Here is a 20,648-nt window from a genome sequence, read left to right as displayed (position 1 = left end):
AGTTAAAGGCCCCTCAGTCCCATTCCAGGCCGCCGCGCCGCCATACGTACGCGTACGCGACGAAGACGGTGAGCACGAAGAGCAGCATCTCCACGAGCCCGAAAACACCCAGGGCGTCGAAGGTGACGGCCCAGGGGTAGAGGAAGACGATCTCGATGTCGAAGACGATGAAGAGCATCGCCGTCAGGTAGTACTTGATGGGGAAGCGCCCGCCGCCGGCCGGCGTGGGGGTCGGCTCGATGCCGCACTCGTACGCTTCGAGCTTGGCCCGGTTGGACCGCTTCGGACCGATCAGCGTGGCCATGACCACGGAGAAGATCGCAAAGCCTGCCCCGAGGGCTCCCAGTACGAGGATGGGCGCATACGCGTTCACCGCTCCTCGCTCCTCTCAGTCGGCACTGACTGCTGGCGATGGCGTCGGACTCACACCCACCTCACACACTCCGCAACTCCCGCCCGTCCCGGCGAAGATCGCGAACATGTGAAGCAGGTCACAAGCCCAACCGCTCCGCATCTTATGCCCGCCGCTCTGTGATCTGCGACACGGGGTATTGCACAAGCCTTGTGATCTCCACCACCCGACGAAGGATCACCACGCCAGAGGGGTGGCGATCTTCGCACGTGAAGCGCCCGAGCGATCACCGGAGGTGACATTTCCGCTCGTCACCGCAGACGGAGGGCGGCGTCTCAATATCAAGAGGCTTCCCTTGCATGCAAATTGGAGTTGGACGCGACAGCTTGATAGTGGAAGCCCGTTCACACATCAGAGGGAAGCGCGCGGCACGGTGTGGACGCGTGCACGCGTTCACGAAGTCACCCGTCGGCGGTACCCACGCGAGACGCGAGCATTCCGGTAACCGTTCCGTGACCTGCACCACACTCATGAGAGGCGCATGAGAACCGGGCTTGGCCACCTGTCCCAACAGGTGGTAGGCGCCGGGCAATTCGGGCGTACCGACGAAAGGCCGTGATCACGGGCTGGATCACCCAGGTCCGCAATGTCCGTTACGGCGTCAATAAGGAACGACACACCCGGGGTTGATGGGGCCCGTTGAACAATTGTGGCGCAGCACACGTTTCTTGAAGGTATGGAGGAGCCCCTGATACCGGTTGGTCTCATGTCCCACACCGCTCACATACGCAGCCACCGGAAACCCCGCCGCAGCGCGACGACGAACATCGCCGTGCGTGCCGGAGTTGCCGGTGGCGTTCTCAGCATGGCGGCGGCTGGTGCAGCCTCGGCCAACGCTGCCGAGACGACGCAGACCCTGCAACTGCCCACCCTGACCGCCGACCTGTCCACGCAGGTCGCCCAGTCCGCCGAGGCCACGCAGCAGGCCGCGGCGAACTACCAGCTGCAGGCCGAGCGCGACACGGCAGCCGCAAACGCCGCGAAGCAGGCCAAGGCGGACCTCGCGGACGCCAAGAAGAAGGCGGAGGCCAAGAAGAAGGCCCAGGAAGCCGCTCGTAAGGACGCTGCGGCCCGCGCCGCGTCGCGCAGCACCGAGAGGACCACCCTGGCCTCCACGGCGACCACGAGCGCCTCCACGAGCACCAGCTCGTCGACGGCGACCGGTTCGGCCGCGGCCGTCGTGGCCTTCGTGAAGGCGCAGATCGGCAAGTCCTACGTCCTGGGCGCCACCGGCCCCAGCGCCTACGACTGCTCGGGTCTCGTCGGTGCCGCCTTCAAGCAGGTCGGCATCAGCCTGCCGCGCGTCTCCCAGGACCAGTCGACCGCCGGTACTCAGGTGTCCCTGAGCAACCTGCAGCCCGGCGACATCCTTTACTGGGGAAGCGCGGGCAGCGCCTACCACGTGGCGGTGTACGTGGGCGGCGGCATGTTCGTCGGCGCGCAGAACCCCTCCACCGGAATCGTGGAGCGGCCGCTGTCGTACGACCCGCCGACCGGCGCGGTGCGGGTGCTCTGACACCAGCGCACGACGCCGTGAGCATGGGACCGTTGCCTCGGGGGCAGCGGTCCCCTCGGCGTTCCCTCCGGTCGCCCCGGACCCACGGGGCTTTCCCACTACCGGAGTTCGCGGATTCCCTGAAAGGCTCTCTCCTCAAGTTCGGCTGACCGATACGCCGGACGCCAAACCCGAGGAGAGCAACTCATGCCACGTGTCTTCGTCCAGGGAAGCCCCGTCGACTCCTACCCCCGCCCCGCACCCGAGGCCGGACGCGGTTCCGTGCGGCGCGTCACCGAGGTCGGCGAAGAGGTCCTGCACCGGCCGAGCCGGGACGTCACCGAGTTCGGGCCCGACCTCGCCGCGCTCATCGACGACATGTTCCTCACCATGTACATCGCCGACGGAGCCGGCCTCGCGGCCAACCAAGTGGGCGTCGATCTGCGCCTGTTCGTGTACGACTGCCTCGACGACGACGGAGTCCGGCATGTCGGACACATCGTCAATCCGGTGCTGGACCCGCTCGACCCGGCCGGGCGCCGGCTGCTCGACGAGGGCGAGGACCTGGACCGGCTCTCCAAGCGGGACCGCAAGGAGGCGCGGCGGCAGGTGGCGGACCGGGGGGACGAGGTGTCCCCCCGCCGGGCCGCCAGGACGAAGGCCCTGACCGCCTGATCACCACCGGGCCCGGGACCACCGCTACGCCTTAGGCGCCACCTTGCTCAGCCCGTTGATGATGCGGTCCATCGCGTCGCCGCCCGTGGGGTCGGTGAGGTTGGCCAGCATCTTCAGGGTGAACTTCATCAGCAGGGGGTGCGTCAGGCCGCGCTGGGCCGCGATCTTCATGACCTTCGGGTTGCCGATGAGCTTCACGAAGGCCCGGCCCAGCGTGTAGTAGCCGCCGTAGGTGTCCTTGAGGACCTGCGGGTAGCGCTGGAGGGCCAGTTCACGGCTCGCGGGGGTCGGGCGGGCGTGGGCCTGGACGATGACGTCGGCGGCGAGCTGGCCGGACTCCATGGCGTAGGCGATGCCCTCGCCGTTGAAGGGGTTCACCAGGCCGCCGGCGTCGCCGACCAGCAACAGGCCCTTCGTGTAGTGGGGTTGGCGGTTGAAGGCCATCGGGAGGGCGGCGCCGCGGATCGGGCCGGTCATGTTTTCGGGGGTGTAGCCCCAGTCCTCGGGCATGGACGCGCACCAGGCCTTCAGGACCTCGCGCCAGTCCAACTCCTTGAAGGAGTCGGAGGTGTTGAGGACACCGAGGCCGACGTTCGAGGTGCCGTCGCCCATGCCGAAGATCCAGCCGTAGCCGGGCAGCAGACGGTCCTCGGCGCCGCGGCGGTCCCACAGTTCCAGCCAGGACTCGAGGTAGTCGTCCTCGTGGCGGGGGCTTTCGAAGTAGGTCCGCACGGCCACACCCATCGGGCGGTCCTCGCGGCGGTGCAGGCCCATCGCGAGGGAGAGGCGGGTGGAGTTGCCGTCGGCGGCGACCACCAGGGGCGCGTGGAAGGTGACTTCGCGTTTCTCCTCGCCGAGCTTGGCGTTGACGCCGGTGATACGACCGGTGCGCTCGTCGATGATCGGGGCGCCGACGTTGCAGCGCTCGTAGAGGCGGGCGCCGGCCTTCTGGGCGTTGCGGGCGAGCTGTTCGTCGAAGTCGTCGCGCTTGCGGACGAGGCCGTAGTCCGGGAAGGAGGCGAGATCCGGCCAGTCCAGCTGGAGGCGGACGCCGCCGCCGATGATGCGCAGGCCCTTGTTGCGCAGCCAGCCGGCCTCCTCGGAGATGTCGATGCCCATGGCCACGAGCTGCTTGGTGGCGCGCGGGGTGAGTCCGTCGCCGCACACCTTCTCGCGCGGGAACTCGGTCTTCTCCAGCAGGAGTACGTCGAGTCCGGACTTGGCGAGGTGGTAGGCGGTGGCGGAGCCGGCTGGCCCCGCGCCGACGACGATGACATCGGCGGTGTTTTCGGAGAGGGGCTCGGTCACGGCGGGATCTCCCCAAGTTCGGAATCTGCGTGCCGACCGGCACTGGACATGGGCAGTCTATTCAGCGCCACTGATCACCAGGCTGAAGGGCTGCCCCGTGAACCGAGCTCTCCCCGCAGTACGGCTGCGTGTCCCGACCGACGAGGACGCCGTCGCCTGGCACCGGACCTTCGACCACCCGGACGTCATGGAGTTCCACGGCGGCCGGTCCGCGGAGCTGTCCGTCTACGAGGAGCTCACCGCACGCCAGCGCCGGCACGACGCGGAGCGCGGATTCTGTCTGTGGACGATGCTCGACGCATCGGACCGGGTCATCGGTTTCACCGGCGCCCAGCCCTGGCCGCAGGACTGGGGACCCAAGGGCGAGATCGAGATCGGCTGGCGGCTGGGACGGGAGTTCTGGGGCCAGGGGTACGTCACGGCGGCGGCCGGGCTGACCCTGGAGCGGGTGCGGGCGGCCGGGGTGCCGAGCGTGGTGGCGATGGTGCTGGCCCGCAACACCCGGTCGATCGCGGTGACCCGGCGGCTGGGCATGAGCCTCGCCGAGGTCTTCACCACGCCCTCGCGCGAGGAGGAGGGCCACTGCTACCGGCTCGTACTGTAACTCAGAGTAACTGTCCGCTACAGAACGACACTTGACGCTTCCGGTCGGGACCGGACCGGGGTTACCCTTCCGGTACCGCTGGGGGTGACATCTGTGCGCTTAACACCCAAAACACCCGAAGTGCGCGTGCCGCGGCTCGTCGGCCTGATGGCCGTGGACGCGCGCGAGACGGCCCAGTCGCGCGGGCTGTTCATCAACTCGCCGGACCGGCCCGACTTCCATCTCGCCGTCGTCGACTACGTCGTACGGCAGTATCCGCAGCCCGATGCCGAAGTGCCGCGGGACTCCGTCGTCTACGTGTGGTTCGACTTCGGTGACGGGGACGGCGGGGGCGGTATGCGCGAGCCGCGCGTCCCCCGGCCGCCGAGCGGCGGGATGCAGCGCGAACTGGACGAGCCGCCGGGAGACGCGTTCTTCGCGACGGTGATCAGCTAGAAGCCGGACGCCCGGCCCTCGTAGTCCGTCAGAGTTCTTCGGCGCCCTTGAAGCCCCGGTGCAGGGCCACGATTCCGCCGCTCAGGTTGCGGTAGGCGACCTTCGACCAGCCGGCCTTGCGCAGTCGCTCCGCGAGGGCGGGCTGGTCGGGCCAGGCGCGGATGGACTCGGCGAGGTAGACGTACGCGTCCGGGTTCGAGGAGACCGCGCGGGCGACCGGCGGCAGGGCGCGCATCAGGTACTCGGTGTAGACCGTGCGGAAGGGCGCCCAGGTCGGGTGCGAGAACTCGCAGATCACCACCCGGCCGCCGGGCTTGGTCACCCGGTACAGCTCGCGCAGCGCGGTGTCCGTGTCCTGGACGTTGCGCAGCCCGAAGGAGATGGTCACGGCGTCGAACGTGTCGTCCTTGAACGGCAACTTGGTGGCGTCGCCGGCCGTGAGCGGCAGCCAGGGGTGGCGCTTCTTGCCGACCTGGAGCATGCCGAGCGAGAAGTCGCAGGGGACGACATAGGCGCCGCTCTGGGCAAAGGGCAGCGAGGACGTGGCCGTACCGGCGGCCAGGTCCAGGATCTTCTGCGCGGGGCGGGCGTCGACCGCCTTGGTGACCTCCTTGCGCCATCGGCGGTCCTGGCCGAGCGACAGCACGTCGTTGGTGAGGTCGTACCGTTCCGCCACGTCGTCGAACATCGAGGCGACTTCGTGCGGCTGCTTGTCCAGGGATGCGCGGGTCACGGGCCCATTGTGGCAGTACGGGCCGGGCACCCCGAAGGCACCCGGCCCGTACGGCCACCTTTAAAAAAGCTCACGACGGCAGCAGTCTCGGTTTCTTCTTCGCCGCCACGTCCTCCACCCAGCCGCAGAGCAGGATGAAGACGGCGATGAGGATCCAGCCGATGCCGAACATGAACCACTGGCTCTCCAGCGGCAGCCACTTCTCGAAGGCGGGCACCTTCCAGAACTGGTCGGTCAGCGGCACGGCGAGCACCAGCGCGATCTCGTGCCAGAGATAGATGGTCACGGCCCGCGAGTTGAAGATCGTGACAATCCGGTCGAGCTTCTTGAAGCGGGTCAGCCAGGCGAAGTCGATGTTGAAGTAGGCCTTGGCCCACATCAGCAGCATGACGTAGCCGGCCGACCAGTAGGTCTGGGCGAGCGGGTTCTCGTCCAGGTCGTACGTCCCGGCCTCGGCCTGGTGCGTGAAGGCGTACCAGCCGCCGAAGACGATCGCGGCGACCGACAGCGTGACCACCAGGAAGGGCTTCAGCTTCTGGAGGACACCGTCGCGGTGGGCGAAGCCGAGGATCCAGCAGAAGAGGTACGTCGACAGGTCCCAGAGCGCGTTGCCGAAGCGGTTGTCCGGCCCCGCCCACACGTACTTGAGGACGACGATCGGCACGAGGGTCAGCAGCAGCACCGGGATCGGTGCCTTGCGGAAGATCCACAGCAGGACCGGCGACAGCATCACGAACCAGAGGTACGTCCGCAGATACCAGAGGATCTCCCAGGCCTGCGTGCCCCAGGCGTTGCCCGGCGGATCACCGACGGGCACGATCCAGAAGACGATCTGCCAGCCCGGCATCCAGTCGTGGATCATCATCGCCAGCAGCACGAAGAAGCCCCAGAACCAGAACGGCGGCAGCAGCCTCCGCATCCGGCTCTTGACCACCTTGAACGCCGGCCGCTCCAGCGACTTCGCCATCAGCGTCCCGGCCAGCCCGAACATGATCCCCATCGAGGGGAACACCATCCCGCACCAGGCCCACCCGAAGGTGTGATAGGTCACGACCCGGATCAGCGCGACGGCCCGCAGAGTGTCGAAGTACCGGTCCCGGCCCGCCGGTTGGCGCGCGGGCTGCTCCGCAACCTCCTCGACGGGCTCCTCGACCACCGGCTCCGGATCGGTCTCCGGCTCCGGCTCCACCGAGGGCAGCGTCGCCGTCCCTCCTACGACATCCTCTTCTACGACACCCGTCCCCGCGCCCTGCCCGTAGTCCACCGCCGCGTACTGCTGCGGATACGGCTGCTGTTGCTGGTACGGCTGCTGTTGATACGGGTACGGCTGTTGCGGTTGGCCGTAGGGCTGAGGCTGGCCGTACCCGTCGTAGCCGTACGGCTGTTGAGGCTGGCCGTAGCCGCCGCCGTACCCCTGCTGCTGTTCCCAGGTCATCAGCTCGCCCCCGCCGGTGTGCCGACCTCGCCGGTGCGCTTGAGTTTCTGCCAGCGCAGCCGGCCGCCGGTCAGGGCGGTGATGCTGGAGTGGATGAGGACCAGGTACATCATCTGGCGGTAGGCCAGTTGCTGGAGCGGCATCATCAGCAGGTAGCGGTACTTCTCCCGGTCCAGTCTGAACGCGTAGGCCGCGCACAGGAGTTGGATGCCGAGGACCGCGAACCACATCGCGAGGGACGCCCAGAAGTCGACGAAGATCATCGAGTAGACGGTGAAGACGTCGATCAGGGGGGCGAAGACCGGCGTGATGATCTGGAAGATGACCACCAGGGGCATGCCGACCCGGCCGAAGCGGCCCGAAGGACCCTTGTCAGTAAGGGACTTACGGTGCTTCCACAGGGCCTGCATGGTGCCGTAGGACCAGCGGTAGCGCTGCGACCAGAGCTGCTTGAGGGAGGCCGGGGCCTCGGTCCAGGCCCTGGCGTGCTCCTGGTAGACGACCCGCCAGCCCTCGCGGTGCATGGCGATGGTGATGTCCGTGTCCTCGGCGAGGGTGTCCTCGCTCATGCCGCCGACCTGGAGGACCGCCTCGCGGCGGAACGCGCCGATCGCGCCCGGGATGGTGGGCATGCAGCGCAGCAGGTCGTACATGCGGCGGTCGAGGTTGAAGCCCATCACGTACTCGATGTGCTGCCAGGCGCCGATGACCGTGTTGCGGTTGCCGACCTTGGCGTTGCCCGCGACCGCGCCGACCTCGGGATCGGCGAAGGGCTGCACCAACTGCCGTACGGTGTCGGGTTCGAAGACGGTGTCGCCGTCCATCATCACGACGATGTCGTAACTCGCGCTGCGTACACCGTTGTTGAGGGCGGCCGGCTTGCCCGCGTTCTCCTGGCGGATGACCCGGACGTTCGTCATGCCGAAGGAGCGGGCCGCCTCGCGGGCGATCTCGGAGGTGCCGTCCGAGGAGCCGTCGTCGACGACGATGACCTCGATCGGGTGCGTGCTCTTCGCCAGCGACTCAAGGGTGTTGGCGATGCACTCCTTCTCGTTGTACGCCGGGACGATCACGGTCACCGGGCGGGTGACGGTCGGTCCCCAGCTGAACCGGCGTTTGTTGCGCTGTCTGTAGTGGCGCCGGGCGAGGATCAGCATCATCCCGAAGCGGCTCATCACGGCGACGCCGACGACGGTGAGGCCCGCCGCAAGTCCCGGCACCACCCACTCGGCGACCGTGACGGCGTAGATGAGTGCCTTGCCCTCGTAGAGGGTCATGCCGGTGGCCTCGCGGTGGGCGCCCTGGAGGATCGCGGTCTGCCGGTTGCCCGAGCCGTTGCCGCCCGCTCCCCCGGTGCCGCCGCCTGCCGTGCCCGCGCCGCCGACGGCCGAGTCGACCGGCGTCTGGCCGTTGCCCGTACCGGCGTTGGTGCCGCCGGGTGCGGCGGAAGGTGCCGCGGACGGCTGGGCGCCGGCCTCGACCGTGCCGGTGCTCGTCCCAGCGGCGGCACCCGCGCCGGCGCCCGCACCGGTCCCGCTCGCCCGCTCGGCGGAGGTGTTCTTGGCGATGGCGCCGCTCACCGTGGTGAACGTGTAGCCCTTCGCCTTCATCTTCTCGATGTACGTGGGCAGCGCCTTCATGGTCTGCGAGCGCACCCCGCCGGCGTCGTGGAAGAGCACCGAGGAGCCCGAAGTCCCGGACGGCGTCGCCCACTTGATGATCTTCGCGACGCCGGGCTGCTTCCAGTCGTCGCTGTCGGTGTCGACGAAGACGCTGGTGTAGCCGTCGGCGCCGAGCTTCTTGTAGACGGGGTAGCTGTAGTTGTCGATGGCGTCCGTCTCCGAGGAGTACGGCGCGCGGAACAGCGTCGTCGTGATGCCGGCCGCGCCCGCCAGCGCGAGCTGCGTCTGCTGCATCTCGCGGGTGATGCGGGCGTCGCTCTGGTAGGAGAGGTCGACGTGGGTGAAGGTGTGGATGCCCACCTCGTTGCCCTCCTCGACCATCTGCTTCACGATGCTCGGGTAGCGCGAGACCATCGAGCCCACCAGGAAGAACGTGCCCGGCACGTCGTACTTCTTGAGGATCTTCAGGACCGTGGGCGTGTAGGTGGGGTTCGGGCCGTCGTCGAAGGTGAGGACGATGGTCTTCTTCGGGATGGTCTGCGTGACCGGCGAGCCGTTGCGGAAGGTCAGGATCGGGCCGCCGTTGAGGACCTTGTCGGGGACCTTGCTGGCGCTCGCGCCGTCCCGGACGCGCTGGTCGCCGCCGACTTCCGCGCGCAGGTAGCCGTCGAGCAGCATCACACAGGTGAGACCGAGCAGAAGCAACAGGGCGAGGATCACTCGGGGCCGTTGGAGGGCGGCGGCCTTGCCGGCCGCGCGCTGCATCCGAGTGGGGGCGCGTCGGCGCCCACGCGAGGGAGTCGTCGTAGTCATGGCTGCGGGTGGGCTCCGGTCAGTGTGCGGTGGCTGAGGAGGAGGGGGCCGCACCCGTGGGGGCGCCCGAGGGGATGTCGGTCGGAGCGCCGGTCGGAACACCGGAGGGCGCTACGCCGCCTCTGCCTCCGTCGGGGGCGTAGCCGCCCCCGGGAGCCGAACCCGCCTGACCGCCGCCGAACGGCAGCAGCGAGGAGGGGTTGATGGAGATGCCCCAGCCCATGAACGCCATGCCGAGTACGAATGCGTACCCCAGGCAGACGGTGCCCATGAGGAGGCCGATCCGGCGCAGCACCTTTGACCGGCGGCCGGAGTTGTCAACGAACACGGGGCCTTCTGCCGACCCGTTGCCGCGTTTGCGGCGGCGACCCCGATCAGAGGCGCGGTTTTCGATGGCGGACTCGGATTGCATTCCCCAGACATTAGGCCGCCTTTATGTGACCAAAACTCTGATTCCCTTGTGAGCCCGCCAAGAGAAACGCCGCAACCTGTGCCTTTCCTTAGAGAACCCAGGAATTGCCTTATGAGCGGCCGGTGTCGGTAGTGTCCTCATTATTCCGATCCGTCGCCCGACTTGACCGTTTCGAGCATCGATACCCGTGGGTTTCCTATGTTTTTTCTGTCTTCGTGAGACACAGCCCCATGTGCTTCATTTAGCCTTCGGAATCCGACTCTGTTTCCATCCTGAGACAGAAATCACCGTCCCGAGACGGAAAGGGTGCATGCTCAATGAGGAGTTTCCTGAAACCGGCGGCCGGGCTCACCTGCTTGTTTGCCCTTGCGGTCACCGGATGCTCCTCGAGCTCCGACGGATCGTCGGACGCGGCCTCACCAGGGCCACAGAAGGAGAGTACGACTCCCTCCGAAAGCGCCTCTTCGACGCCTTCGGCATCGTCGTCGACCACGTCCTACGCCCCGTACGTCAGCGTCACGACCGCCGCCGACATGGACAGCACCGGGTCCCCGACGACGTACAACCTCGCGTTCGCGATCTCCAGCGGCAGCACCTGTACGCCGAAGTGGAACGGTACGACGGCGATCGACAACTCGGCCGTGAAATCCCGGATCTCGGCGCTCAAGACGTCCGGCGCCACCGTCCGGGTCTCCTTCGGCGGGGCGTCCGGGAAGGAGCTGGCGGAGACCTGTACCAGCGCGTCGGCGCTCGCGAAGGCCTACGGCGAGGCGCTGGACGCGGCGGGTTCGACACAGGCCGACTTCGACATCGAGGGCGACACCCTCACCGACTCCACGTCGGTCGCCCGGCGTTCCAAGGCGATAGCCCTCCTCCAGAAGGAACGCACCGACCTCAAGGTCTCCTTCACCCTGCCCGTGATGCCGTCCGGTCTCGACTCCGACAGTCTCGCGCTGCTGGAGTCCGCCAACGACAACGCGGTCGCCGTCTCCACGGTCAACATCATGACGATGAACTACGGCGAGTCGTACACCGGTGACATGGGCGACTACGCGATCACGTCTGCTACGGCCACGCACACCCAGTTGAAGAAGGTGTTCGGGTTGTCGGATGCGGGGGCCTGGCAGGGGATGGCGCTCACTTCGATGATCGGGGTGAATGACGTCTCCGGTGAGACGTTCTCCCTCTCGGACGCGGGTCAAGTACGGGCGTTTGCCGAGGAGAAGAAGATCGCGTGGGTGTCTATGTGGTCGACGTTTCGGGATCAGCAGTGTGAGAGTGGGTCGTCCGATGACGATGCGGCTACTGATTGCAGTGGGGTGACTCAGACGGCGGGGGCGTTCGGGGAAGCGTTTGCCGGGTGACGGGTGCGTTGCCGAGTGACGGTGCGTTGTGGCTGGGCGCGCAGTTCCCCGCGCCCCTAGGGAAACTGCCCTCAGCGGAGTCTGTGAAGTAGCCGCCCTGCGCACACCGTTGCGATGCAGGTGCCGGCCTCATCGAATACGGCCAGGTCGGCACGGCCACGGTCCACAAGGGCCATGGGGCGTGGGCGGGCGAGGATCTCGACCCCGTTCCGCTCCGCCGCCGCCCGAAGTTCGGGTGAGTCGACGTGTTCCGCCAGGACAGCCGTAGCACCTGACTTCAGCACGGCGTGGATCCGCTCACGCGGGCTCGGCGCGTCCGGGAGCGGTCCTTCGTGGACGCGGGCGGGCCCCAGGACGCCCGGCCAACTCCGCACCCTCGCACCGGGAAAGCGGTCCTGGATCTCCGCCAGTGTCCCGACACCCACCACCCTGGCACCCTCGACGGCGACGGCCCCGCCCTCGTCCGCCGTGTGAATCGTCAGCACGGGCAGGTCAGTTGGCCGACAGGAGCTTCAACTCCGGGTGGGCCGTGCCGCCTTCGATCGCCGTGGACGAGATGTGCGACATGACGCGCTCGTCGACGGGGTCGTTCGCCGGGTCGTCGTGGACGACGATGTGCTCGTAGGTGGTGGTGCGTTGGGCCGGGACCCGGCCCGCCTTGCGGATCAGGTCGATGATCTCCATGCGGTTGGAGCGGTGCTTGGCGCCGGCCGAGGAGACGACGTTCTCCTCCAGCATGATCGAGCCGAGGTCGTCCGCGCCGTAGTGCAGGGAGAGTTGGCCGACCTCCTTGCCGGTGGTGAGCCAACTGCCCTGGATGTGGGCGACGTTGTCCATGAAGAGGCGCGCGATGGCGATCATGCGCAGGTACTCGAAGAGCGTGGCCTGCGTGCGGCCCTTCAGGTGGTTGTTCTCGGGCTGGTAGGTGTACGGGATGAAGGCCCGGAAACCACCGGTGCGGTCCTGGACGTCACGGATCATCCGCAGGTGCTCGATGCGCTCGGCGTTGGTCTCGCCGGTGCCCATGAGCATGGTCGACGTCGACTCGACGCCCAGCCCGTGCGCGGTCTCCATGATCTCCAGCCAGCGTTCGCCGGACTCCTTGAGGGGCGCGATCGCCTTGCGGGGGCGGGCGGGGAGGAGTTCCGCGCCGGCGCCCGCGAAGGAGTCGAGGCCTGCCGCGTGGATGCGCGAGATCGCCTCCTCGACGGAGACCTTCGAGATGCGGGCCATGTGCTCGACCTCGGACGCGCCGAGGGAGTGGATGACCAGCTGGGGGTACGCGGCCTTGATCGCGGCGAAGTGCTTCTCGTAGTACTCGACGCCGAAGTCCGGGTGGTGTCCGCCCTGGAACATGATCTGCGTGCCGCCGAGCTCGACGGTTTCCGCGCACCGGCGCAGGATGTCGTCCAGGTCCCGCGTCCAGCCCTTGGCGGTGTCCTTGGGCGCGGCGTAGAAGGCACAGAACTTGCACGCCGTGACGCACACGTTCGTGTAGTTGATGTTCCGCTCGATGATGTACGTCGCGATGTGCTCCGTACCCGCGTACCGACGCTTGCGTACGGCGTCGGCGGCGGCGCCGAGCGCGTGCAGCGGGGCGTCGCGGTAGAGGTCGAGGGCCTCTTCGGGGGTGATGCGCCCGCCCTCGGCGGCACGGTCGAGGACGGACTGAAGCTCGGCCTTCTCGGTCACCGGGGAATTCCCTTTCGTCAAGGGTTGTGGACGGACTCAGCCAGCCTACGCCAGCGGATTTCCTGCCCCGACCTCAGGCCGTGTACGCGCCGACCAGCAGCCCGAGGAAGGCACCCGCGAGCAGAAACGGGCCAAAGGGGACGTCACCCCTACCTTTGCGTGCAAGGACACCCCCGTACAGCGCCCTGAGCAGAAACCCCGCGAAGGCCCCCAGCATCACCGTCGGCCAGCCGTACCACCCGAGCACGACCCCGGCCCCGACCGCGAGCTTCACCTCCCCGACGCCCAGCCCGCCTCCGCCGGGGTCGAGGCGCGACAGCCCGAAGTACCCGGCACCGAGCGCGAGGGCCCCGAGCAACGCGGTCGTCCAGTGCCCGGCGTGCTCGGGTAGGAGGGTCACGACACCGAGGAGGGCGAGGGCGACACCCGCGGTGGGCAGCGCCAGGTCGGCCGCGAACAGTACGGCGACGGGCGCGAGCAGCAGCCAGACCCCCACCTCGGGCCGGATCCCGGTGGCGACGGCGAGGGCGACGCACACCAGCACGCACAGGAGCGCGGTACCGGCACCGCGCCGGCCGACCCGCGCCACCACCGCTCCCGCACCGGCGCCCCACACCCCCGCGAGGGCGATCAGCAGATGGTCGTAGTCCATCGGGCGGCTACTTGACCTTGGACAACCGCGCGCTCGGGGAGCCCTCGGCGGAGCTGTCCGACGCGTACTTGAGGTCGTCGCCGGCGGGGGTGAGGGTGACGGTGTGGGCGGCCTGGTTGCACACGTCGCGGTTCGACGTCGCGCCCGCGGCCGTCGCGAGGAGCTGGGTCTTCGTGACCTGCTTCAGCGTCAGTACGTCGTCGCAGACGCCGCCGAGCTGGTCGGTCTGGCGGAGGATGCCCAACCGCTGCCCCACGCCCACCTTGGCGATCGTGATCCGGAAGGTCCCGTCGGGGAGCGTGCCGCCGAGGGCGGTGCCTTCGCCCTGCCAGGTGCCGAGGTAGGCGTCGGGGATGGACGGGAGCGGGGTGCCCGCGGTCGGGCTCGGCGCGCTGGTCGGCACGCTGGTCGTCGTACCGCTCGGCGCGCTGCTCGTCGTACTGCTCGCCGTATTGCTCGGCGTCTGCTTGGCGGCGGAGCCCGCGGAGGTGTCCGTGCCCTTCCCGCCCGGCAGCATCGAGTACAGGGCGAGCGGCACCAGGACCACCGCGGCGAACCCGGCGACGACGAGCACCAGCGTGCAACTGACCCTGCGCCCGCGCCGGTTGCCGTCCGGAGCCGCCGTGGCGGCGACGGAGACGGACATCTTCCCGGGACGGCGACCCGCCTGCGGCGGAACGGTGTCGTGCGGCGGCGCGTCCCGCAACTCCGGCACGGGCGCGAGGAACGGCGGCACGGTCGGCGCCGGCGTCTTCGCCCAGTCCACCGAGCCACCCATCACCGGCGGCGGCCCAAACGCCCCGGCACCGCCCCCGCCCACCGAGGGACTACTGAACCCCACCGGTCCCGAAGGCACCCCCTCGGCCACCCCCGCCGCCTCAAGATTCAGCAGCTGTACGGCACTTCGGCTGACCTGCTCCACCAACGCCCCCGGCAGCCATCCACCGGCCACCAGCCGGGCCGCCCCGTCGGGAGCGAGCCGCCGGGCCACCTCGCCCGGAGTGGGCCTGGCGGCAGGGTCCTTGGCGAGACAGGCGAGGGCCAGCTCCCACAACTCGCCGTCCATCTCGCCGAGTTCGGGCTCTTCGTGCACCACCTTGTAGAGGAGGGCGGCCGAGGAGTCACCGCGGAAGGGCGACTCGCCGGTGGCCGCGTAGACCAGGACCGCGCCCAGCGAGAAGACGTCCGACGCGCCCGTCGCGCCCTTCCCGAGGATCTGCTCGGGGGCCATGTAGCCGGGCGAGCCGACGGAGACGCCGGTGGAGGTGAGGGAGGCCGTGCCGTCCGTGGCGCGGGCGATCCCGAAGTCGATGAGCAACGGCCCGTCGAGGGTGAGGAGCACGTTGGACGGCTTCACGTCCCGGTGCACGAGCCCCAGTTCATGGACGGCCGTCAGCGCTTCCGCGAGCCCCGCGCCCAGCGCCCGTACGGTGGCCGTGGGCAGCGGCCCGCGGTCCGCGACGGCGGCGGAGAGGGAGGGCCCGGCCGCGTACGCGGTGGCGACCCAGGGCACGGAAGCCTCGGGGTCCGCGTCCAGCACGGGGGCGGTCCAGGCGCCGCCCACCCGGCGCGCGGCGTCGACCTCGCGGCGGAAACGGGCGCGGAACTCCTCGTCGAGCGCGAAGTGCGGATGCACGATCTTGACCGCGACCGTACGACCGCCCGCGCTGCGCCCGAGATAGACCCGGCCCATCCCACCGGAACCGAGCCGCCCGAGCAGCCGGTAGGGCCCCACGACCGTGGGTTCGTCGCTGCCGAGCGGCTGCATGCCGTCCACCCCTCCCCCGTACGACTTCCAGCAGGGTAGTGCGCGTCCCCCTCCGCTACTTACGGCTGGAGCAGATCCACGTTCACGTCGGCCGGGAAACCGTTCGCCGGTCCCAGCCGGCGGGAGAACTCCCTGACCGCGGCCAGCTGGGGTGCGCCGAAGCTGAAGTCGAGGGTGGTGAAGTACCGCTCCAGGACCTCCTTGTCGAAGTCCTCCCAGCGGGCGGCCTGTTCGGCGACCTTGCCCACCTCCTCCAGGGAGAGGTTGCGGGATTCGAGGAACGCCTCGTGGACCTTGCGGGTGATGACCGGCTCGCGCTCCAGGTAATCGCGGCGGGCGGCCCACACGGCGAAGACGAACGGCAGCCCGGTCCACTCCTTCCAGAGCGAGCCGAGGTCGTGCACTTCGAGCCCGAAGCGGGGTCCGTCGAGCAGGTAGGCGCGCAGCGCGGCATCACCGATGAGTACGGCGGCGTCGGCCTCCTGCATCATCAGGCTCAGGTCCGGCGGGCATGTGTAGTAGTCGGGCTGGACGCCGTAGCGGTCGGCCAGGAGCAGCCGGGCGAGCCGGACGGAGGACCGCGAGGTCGAGCCCAGGGCGACCCGGCGGCCGTCCAGCTGGTCCAGCGGGACCTGCGAGACGATCACGCAGGACATCACCGGGCCGTCGCAGCCGACGGCGATGTCGGGGAAGACGACCAGGTCGTCCGCGTTCTTGAGGAACTCGGCGGTGGCGATGGGCCCAATGTCGAGGTCGCCCCGCACCAGCTTCTCGTTGAGCTGGTCCGGGGTGTCCTTCGTCAGCTCGATGTCGAGGAGGGTGCCTGTCCTCGCGAGCCCCCAGTACAGGGGCAGGCAGTTCAGGAACTGGATGTGGCCGACGCGCGGCCGGGTGCGAGAATTGTCCACAACGTGAGGCTAGACCTCATGAGGTACGCTCCATACTTCGGCCCCACAGTCAAGCGTTTGGCGATCTTCAAACGTCCGAGTGATGTGATCTTGGCCTCTATTGCTTTCGGCTGCCTGCGTGCTAGGCTCGCCGCAAGTTGCAGTTTGGTTTCCCTTGCAGTACAGAGCCTGCGGAGCATGTAACCGCAGGCTCTAGTCGTTTTCAGACGTATGCAGTAGTGCGGGACTTGTTTTCACACTTGCAGGGTTCTGGAGCAGGGCAACCCTTTGGGCCCAAGGAGGGCTTATGGCTACCGGAACCGTGAAGTGGTTCAACGCCGAAAAGGGCTTTGGCTTCATCGCCCAAGAAGGCGGCGGCCCCGACGTCTTCGTTCACTACTCCGCGATCAACGCGAGCGGCTTCCGTTCGCTGGAGGAGAACCAGCAGGTCTCCTTCGACGTGACCCAGGGTCCGAAGGGCCCGCAGGCGGAGAACGTCACCCCCGTCTGAGTCACCCGATCGTAGTTATTCGGTCTCGGAGCCTGGTGCTTTGATCCGGAACAGATAGCAGTACCCAAGGAGCCCCGCGCCGCAAGGTGCCGGGGCTCCTGCCTTTGCCTCCGGCGGTTGGGCGGGATGTCGGTGGGGGTCGGTAGAGGTTCCCGGCCGTCGGTAGGGTTCCGGGCCGTCGGTAGTGTTCCCGGCCATGACTTCCGCCGAAGCCGCCTTCGCGACCAGGCCGCCTTCGCCGAGTTGGTGACCCGTGGCGGGGGCGGGCAGGTGGCCGACCTCGGCTGCGGCCCCGGACGGACGACCGCACATCTCGATGCTGGCCATGGACATCGCCGACGGGACGCTCGCGGGGGCCGTCTCCTGGTACTCGTCCATCCACACCCCTGTGGACCGACTCCCGTTCCTCTTCGCGGAGTTCCACCGCGTACTGGCCCCGGGCGGGTATCCGCTCGTCGCCTTCCAAGCGGGCGACCGGTCCCTCACCCTCGACCAGCCCTTCGGCCACCCGGTATGCCTGGCGCACGCTCCGGGAGGCGGACCAGGAACTCAGGGAGTCGTCACCGCAGGCGTTTCTGCTCGCTCGGAAGGCGTTGGCTGCGGCTGTGTTCTAGGGCTCGGCGGGCGCCGACCTCGCTGGGGTACTCGCGGACGGTGAACAGGGCGGCGATCGTGCTGACGCACCATGCGAAGAGCGCCGGTACGACCGGGAGCACGAGCAGCGCGGGGAGAACAGCGGCACGGCCCAGCCCTTGCCCGCGTTGCGTCGCGTACCGCTTCTCCACCCAGGCTTCGGCAGGAGTCGGCGGGTTCAGCAGCTTCTTGCGGATGTCCCGGCGCTTGCTTCACCCAGCCCCAGACGAAGGCCCCGCAGGACGCGACCACCTGCGTCCAGTCCCACAGCATTCGTGGGATCGGGGGCAGGTGGACGCGGAACGACTGATAGAGCCCGAAGACGACGCCGCACATCATTGCCATCAGTACGAACCAGAGGAGGGCACCGGAAGAGCGGCGCAGCCAGTAGCGTGCGCCGCGCTTGTACCAGGTTCTGCCGAGCCCGGGGAGCTTCGGGATGTCGGAGGGGATCATGTTCCGGACGGGTGCTCCTGCAGCCAGCGGCGGGCGCCGACTTCGCTGGGGTATTCGCGAACGGTGGTCCAGGCGGCCAGCCAGCCGACGATGTACGCGGCGAAGGCCGGCATGACGGGTGCCGCCAGGGCGATGAGCACCCGTCCGCCCGCGGCGCCGAAGCCGGCCGACTTGCCGGCCTGCCTGTTGTGGTCGCGCTTGGCGATCCACGTCTGCTTCGGGCTGGGCGGGTCCAGGAGGGCCTGCCGATGACTCCGGCGCTGCTTGATCCAGCCCCAGACCAGGGCTGCGCAGGCTGCGACCGCCTGCACGCAGTCACACACCGTGCGTACGGTGTGCGGCATCTCGTCGCGGAACCCAGAGTAGAGGGCCAGGGAGAAGAAGGAGATCCCCGTCATCAGGATGAGAAGGAACAGCGTCGTGCGGGTCCGGCACAACCAGTAGAGCGCGCCGCGCTTGTACCAGGTCCTGCCAAGCTTCGGCAGTTTCGGGATGTCCACGGGAGCCCCGGCGGCGACCTCAGAAGATGCTTTCGACACCGTGCCACACGTCCTTCGTCAGTCGTTTCGCGTCGTCCCAGGTCTCCGTGCCGACATGGCCGGCACCGGTGAGCACACCGCCGACCACGCCGTGGTCATGGATGTCCTCGCTCCAGTGCTCGTGGACGGCGTGGTCAAGGACGCTGGTCGCGAGGATCGTCGCCCCGACCCCCACCACCGCCACCGCAGCCGCCCCTTCGACGGGCGCCGCCAGCACCGCCAACGCCCCCACCGCCACACCCCCCACAGCCACCCCCACATCCACCGTCACCGAGTGCTGCCACGACCACCCCTTGTCATGGTCGTCCTTCGCCTCCACCAGCCCGCACGCGGCGGCCGCGGCCACGTCGATGACCGGTATCTCCTTGAGGAACTCGGGGAGTGCCTCAAGGCCCTTGCCCAGGCGCAACGCGTCCGCCGCGTCGGCGAGTTTGACGTTCAGGAGCCGGTCGTACGGGAGCTTGCTGCTGCCGACGTCGGCGCGGGCGATGGCCTCCTCCAGGGAGTCGACCTGCATGACCGCGTCGCGGTAGGCGCCCTTGGCGGGGAGGTCCTTGGGGAGTGAGCGGCCCGCTTTCTGGTACGCCTTGCGTTCCGCGCGGAGTTCCTTCTTCGCCGTCTGCTCCGCGGCCTTCGCGTCGTCGAGTTCGGTGCGCGCCTTCTTGCCCCCGGCCCGCGCGTCCTCCGCGTCGTAGGCGTACAGACCGCGCAGCGCGTCGGCGATGGTGATCTTGTCGCCCGTCGACACCGGGTCCGTGACCTGGGCGTACAGCCCGCGCAGCTTGTCCGCGGCGACGAGCCGGGCGTGCTGGGCGGTGTGCGTGACCTGTTTGCGGACCGTGTCGTACTCGGTCATCGCGGAGATCGTCTTCTGGTCGGCCGCGCTGGGCGGGTTCGCCGTGAGCATGGGCAGGGGGACGCCCTTGTCGCCCATGGGCACGCCCTTGCCCGTGGCGACGTGCTCCGCGTTCTGCAGTGCCGTCTCGCATGTGGACAGCGCGTCGGCGAGGGTGCCGAGGATGTCCCCGACCTCGAACACCATGCTGGCGAAGGCGCCGGCCGTCAGCGCGTCCTCGCTCCACTTCGCGCGGAACTCCTCCGCCGCGTCGCCCTTCCACCCGGCATCGTCGACGAGCGACTCGACGGCGTTGGTCACCGGGCGTACGACGTCGTCGAGTTGGTCCTTGGCGTTCTTGTACGTCGTCGCCATCGTGTGCAGCCCGCCGATGTCGCCGCCGACCCAGCTGTCGCCCATCAGCCCTCCCCCACCATCAGGTCCTCGAACACGCCGTGGACGTCGACGTCGTGCCGGTGGAAGGAGTCACGCGCGTACGCGACCTTGTCGCCGTGGTCGTCCAGCCGGTCGGCGAAGCCGATGTGCAGGCCGAGGATGAGGTGGGCGACCTCCTTGATGGCGTCGTCGAGCCCGGCGTCCCCGCCGCTCACCACGGGCGGGGAGACCTGGGGTTGCAGCTTCCGGTAGTCGGTGGCCTGGTCGTGGAAGGTCGTGGCCATCGACGTGAGGTCGCTCAGTACCGCCTTGAAGTCGGCCGACATCAGCGCACCTCCCGCGCGTAGGCGGCCACGTCGGCCGGCTGCCAGTTGTGCCGCCCCGGGGCGACCCTCGGGTCGAGCAGGACGGTGGCTCCCCGCTCGCCGAGCGCCTCGGCGAGCGGCCCGATCGAGGTGACGACCCACGGCTGGGCCTCGCCGAACGCGTCCACCAGTTTCTCCACCGTGGTGAAGGCGTAGGCCGCCGTCCGCTGCGCCGGGTGCTCGAAGAGTTCGTAGACGACGAACGGCACGCGCACCGGCCGCCCGTCCTCGTCCACTGCGTCGACATACCGCGGATGCGCGGGCACGAACACGGCCGTCTCGTAGGGCGGCACCCCGGGCTTGGGACCCGGTCGCGCCTCCGCTGCGGGGCGCTCAGGCGTCTCCGCCTCCGCATAGTCGAGCAGGCTGGAGCGACGCGGTTCCGGCGGTCCGGGTGTCCCCGCCACCGCCTCCTGCGCGTAATCAAGAAGGCGTGAACGGTTCGGCTCCCCCACCGCCGTCTCCTCTTCCCTTAAAGTCAGCGTGGCCACTGTGAACGTGTTCGCGCCATCACAGTAGCCACCGACCGAGGGCCCAAATCCGGCTATGTCAGCCCTACGAACCCGTTGCATGCGCAATGCATACGGCCGCTTGGCCCCGGCCTGG

At 68.7% G+C, this 20,648-nt stretch carries 22 protein-coding genes and 1 pseudogene; 7 read left to right on the top strand and 16 right to left on the bottom strand.

Annotation, left to right across the window (positions count from 1 at the left end; translation table 11 throughout):
• Positions 1-13: 13 nt before the first annotated feature.
• The gene (locus OO70_RS38870) at positions 14-373 is read right to left on the bottom strand and encodes an NADH-quinone oxidoreductase subunit A (RefSeq protein ID WP_043682555.1); all 360 of its coding nucleotides are present in this window, start codon (positions 371-373) and stop codon (positions 14-16) included.
• A gap of 745 nt (positions 374-1,118) precedes the next feature.
• Between OO70_RS38870 and OO70_RS38865 the strand changes: the two genes are divergently transcribed.
• Together OO70_RS38865 and OO70_RS38860 are read left to right on the top strand one after the other, a co-directional pair.
• Entirely contained in the window at positions 1,119-1,928 is an 810-nt protein-coding gene (locus OO70_RS38865; RefSeq protein WP_043682553.1) for a C40 family peptidase, read from the top strand.
• Positions 1,929-2,114: 186 nt separating this feature from the next.
• On the top strand, positions 2,115-2,582 hold the full coding sequence (locus OO70_RS38860) for a peptide deformylase (protein ID WP_043682550.1): 468 nt from the start codon (positions 2,115-2,117) through the stop codon (positions 2,580-2,582).
• Between the two features lie 24 nt (positions 2,583-2,606).
• Here the strand turns inward: OO70_RS38860 and OO70_RS38855 are convergent, their stop codons facing one another.
• Positions 2,607-3,890: a geranylgeranyl reductase family protein gene (locus OO70_RS38855; RefSeq protein WP_043682547.1), complete on the bottom strand. Its 1,284-nt coding sequence runs from the start codon at positions 3,888-3,890 to the stop codon at positions 2,607-2,609.
• Between the two features lie 97 nt (positions 3,891-3,987).
• On the opposite strand from OO70_RS38855, the gene OO70_RS38850 reads away from it, so the two are divergent.
• Together OO70_RS38850 and OO70_RS38845 are read left to right on the top strand one after the other, a co-directional pair.
• Positions 3,988-4,494: a GNAT family N-acetyltransferase gene (locus OO70_RS38850; RefSeq protein ID WP_043682544.1), complete on the top strand. Its 507-nt coding sequence runs from the start codon at positions 3,988-3,990 to the stop codon at positions 4,492-4,494.
• A gap of 120 nt (positions 4,495-4,614) precedes the next feature.
• On the top strand, positions 4,615-4,929 hold the full coding sequence (locus tag OO70_RS38845) for a PASTA domain-containing protein (RefSeq protein ID WP_078651727.1): 315 nt from the start codon (positions 4,615-4,617) through the stop codon (positions 4,927-4,929).
• A gap of 28 nt (positions 4,930-4,957) precedes the next feature.
• Here the strand turns inward: OO70_RS38845 and OO70_RS38840 are convergent, their stop codons facing one another.
• From OO70_RS38840 to OO70_RS38825, 4 genes are all read right to left on the bottom strand, one after another.
• Positions 4,958-5,662 carry a demethylmenaquinone methyltransferase gene (locus OO70_RS38840; protein ID WP_043682542.1) on the bottom strand — a complete coding sequence of 235 codons (705 nt, stop codon included), beginning with the start codon at positions 5,660-5,662 and terminating at the stop codon, positions 4,958-4,960.
• A 70-nt stretch (positions 5,663-5,732) separates the two neighbouring features.
• Positions 5,733-7,097: an acyltransferase family protein gene (locus OO70_RS38835; RefSeq protein WP_043682539.1), complete on the bottom strand. Its 1,365-nt coding sequence runs from the start codon at positions 7,095-7,097 to the stop codon at positions 5,733-5,735.
• Complete coding sequence (locus OO70_RS38830; RefSeq protein ID WP_043682536.1) at positions 7,097-9,532, bottom strand: bifunctional polysaccharide deacetylase/glycosyltransferase family 2 protein; 2,436 nt, start codon at positions 9,530-9,532, stop codon at positions 7,097-7,099. The genes OO70_RS38835 and OO70_RS38830 overlap by 1 nt, the downstream gene beginning before the upstream one ends.
• 19 nt (positions 9,533-9,551) lie before the next feature.
• Positions 9,552-9,860, bottom strand: coding sequence for a hypothetical protein (locus OO70_RS38825; protein ID WP_106971836.1), 309 nt, complete (start codon positions 9,858-9,860; stop codon positions 9,552-9,554).
• Between the two features lie 401 nt (positions 9,861-10,261).
• Between OO70_RS38825 and OO70_RS38820 the strand changes: the two genes are divergently transcribed.
• Positions 10,262-11,308: a chitinase gene (locus tag OO70_RS38820; RefSeq protein ID WP_043682531.1), complete on the top strand. Its 1,047-nt coding sequence runs from the start codon at positions 10,262-10,264 to the stop codon at positions 11,306-11,308.
• A gap of 71 nt (positions 11,309-11,379) precedes the next feature.
• Here the strand turns inward: OO70_RS38820 and OO70_RS38815 are convergent, their stop codons facing one another.
• The 5 genes from OO70_RS38815 to OO70_RS38795 all read right to left on the bottom strand — a co-directional run bounded on the left by OO70_RS38815 (position 11,380) and on the right by OO70_RS38795 (position 16,328).
• Positions 11,380-11,793, bottom strand: a complete 414-nt coding sequence (locus OO70_RS38815) for an imidazolonepropionase-like domain-containing protein (RefSeq protein WP_043682528.1) — start codon at positions 11,791-11,793, stop codon at positions 11,380-11,382.
• Positions 11,794-11,800: 7 nt separating this feature from the next.
• A complete protein-coding gene (gene mqnC / locus OO70_RS38810; RefSeq protein ID WP_043682526.1) occupies positions 11,801-13,000 on the bottom strand; it encodes a cyclic dehypoxanthinyl futalosine synthase in 1,200 nt (399 codons plus the stop codon).
• 73 nt (positions 13,001-13,073) lie between these two features.
• Positions 13,074-13,652, bottom strand: coding sequence for a hypothetical protein (locus tag OO70_RS38805; protein WP_043682523.1), 579 nt, complete (start codon positions 13,650-13,652; stop codon positions 13,074-13,076).
• A 7-nt stretch (positions 13,653-13,659) separates the two neighbouring features.
• Entirely contained in the window at positions 13,660-15,420 is a 1,761-nt protein-coding gene (locus tag OO70_RS38800; protein WP_043682857.1) for a serine/threonine-protein kinase, read from the bottom strand.
• Between the two features lie 59 nt (positions 15,421-15,479).
• Entirely contained in the window at positions 15,480-16,328 is an 849-nt protein-coding gene (locus OO70_RS38795; protein ID WP_043682521.1) for a menaquinone biosynthetic enzyme MqnA/MqnD family protein, read from the bottom strand.
• Positions 16,329-16,614: 286 nt separating this feature from the next.
• On the opposite strand from OO70_RS38795, the gene OO70_RS38790 reads away from it, so the two are divergent.
• Together OO70_RS38790 and OO70_RS56305 are read left to right on the top strand one after the other, a co-directional pair.
• On the top strand, positions 16,615-16,818 hold the full coding sequence (locus OO70_RS38790; RefSeq protein ID WP_003992177.1) for a cold-shock protein: 204 nt from the start codon (positions 16,615-16,617) through the stop codon (positions 16,816-16,818).
• 126 nt (positions 16,819-16,944) lie between these two features.
• Positions 16,945-17,432, top strand: a pseudogene (locus OO70_RS56305) (class I SAM-dependent methyltransferase).
• On the opposite strand, the gene OO70_RS56300 reads toward OO70_RS56305, so the two are convergent.
• The 5 genes from OO70_RS56300 to OO70_RS56295 all read right to left on the bottom strand — a co-directional run bounded on the left by OO70_RS56300 (position 17,379) and on the right by OO70_RS56295 (position 20,497).
• Positions 17,379-17,603, bottom strand: a complete 225-nt coding sequence (locus OO70_RS56300; protein WP_234337042.1) for a hypothetical protein — start codon at positions 17,601-17,603, stop codon at positions 17,379-17,381. The pseudogene OO70_RS56305 and the gene OO70_RS56300 sit on opposite strands and share 54 nt — an antisense overlap.
• Before the next feature lie 300 nt (positions 17,604-17,903).
• The gene (locus OO70_RS38775; RefSeq protein WP_043682512.1) at positions 17,904-18,446 is read right to left on the bottom strand and encodes a hypothetical protein; all 543 of its coding nucleotides are present in this window, start codon (positions 18,444-18,446) and stop codon (positions 17,904-17,906) included.
• Positions 18,427-19,701: a WXG100 family type VII secretion target gene (locus OO70_RS38770; RefSeq protein WP_043682510.1), complete on the bottom strand. Its 1,275-nt coding sequence runs from the start codon at positions 19,699-19,701 to the stop codon at positions 18,427-18,429. Before OO70_RS38770 ends, OO70_RS38775 begins: the two co-directional genes overlap by 20 nt.
• Entirely contained in the window at positions 19,701-20,003 is a 303-nt protein-coding gene (locus OO70_RS38765; protein ID WP_043682507.1) for a DUF6317 family protein, read from the bottom strand. Before OO70_RS38765 ends, OO70_RS38770 begins: the two co-directional genes overlap by 1 nt.
• A complete protein-coding gene (locus OO70_RS56295) occupies positions 20,003-20,497 on the bottom strand; it encodes an SAV_915 family protein (RefSeq protein WP_234337037.1) in 495 nt (164 codons plus the stop codon). The genes OO70_RS38765 and OO70_RS56295 overlap by 1 nt, the downstream gene beginning before the upstream one ends.
• Positions 20,498-20,648: the final 151 nt, after the last annotated feature.

It is taken from the genome of Streptomyces xylophagus, from assembly GCF_000716435.1.
In the GTDB taxonomy this organism is placed as follows: Bacteria; Actinomycetota; Actinomycetes; order Streptomycetales; family Streptomycetaceae; genus Streptomyces; species Streptomyces xylophagus.
Note: the sequence above shows the minus strand (reverse complement) of the source record. Positions and strands in the feature narration are given on the sequence as shown.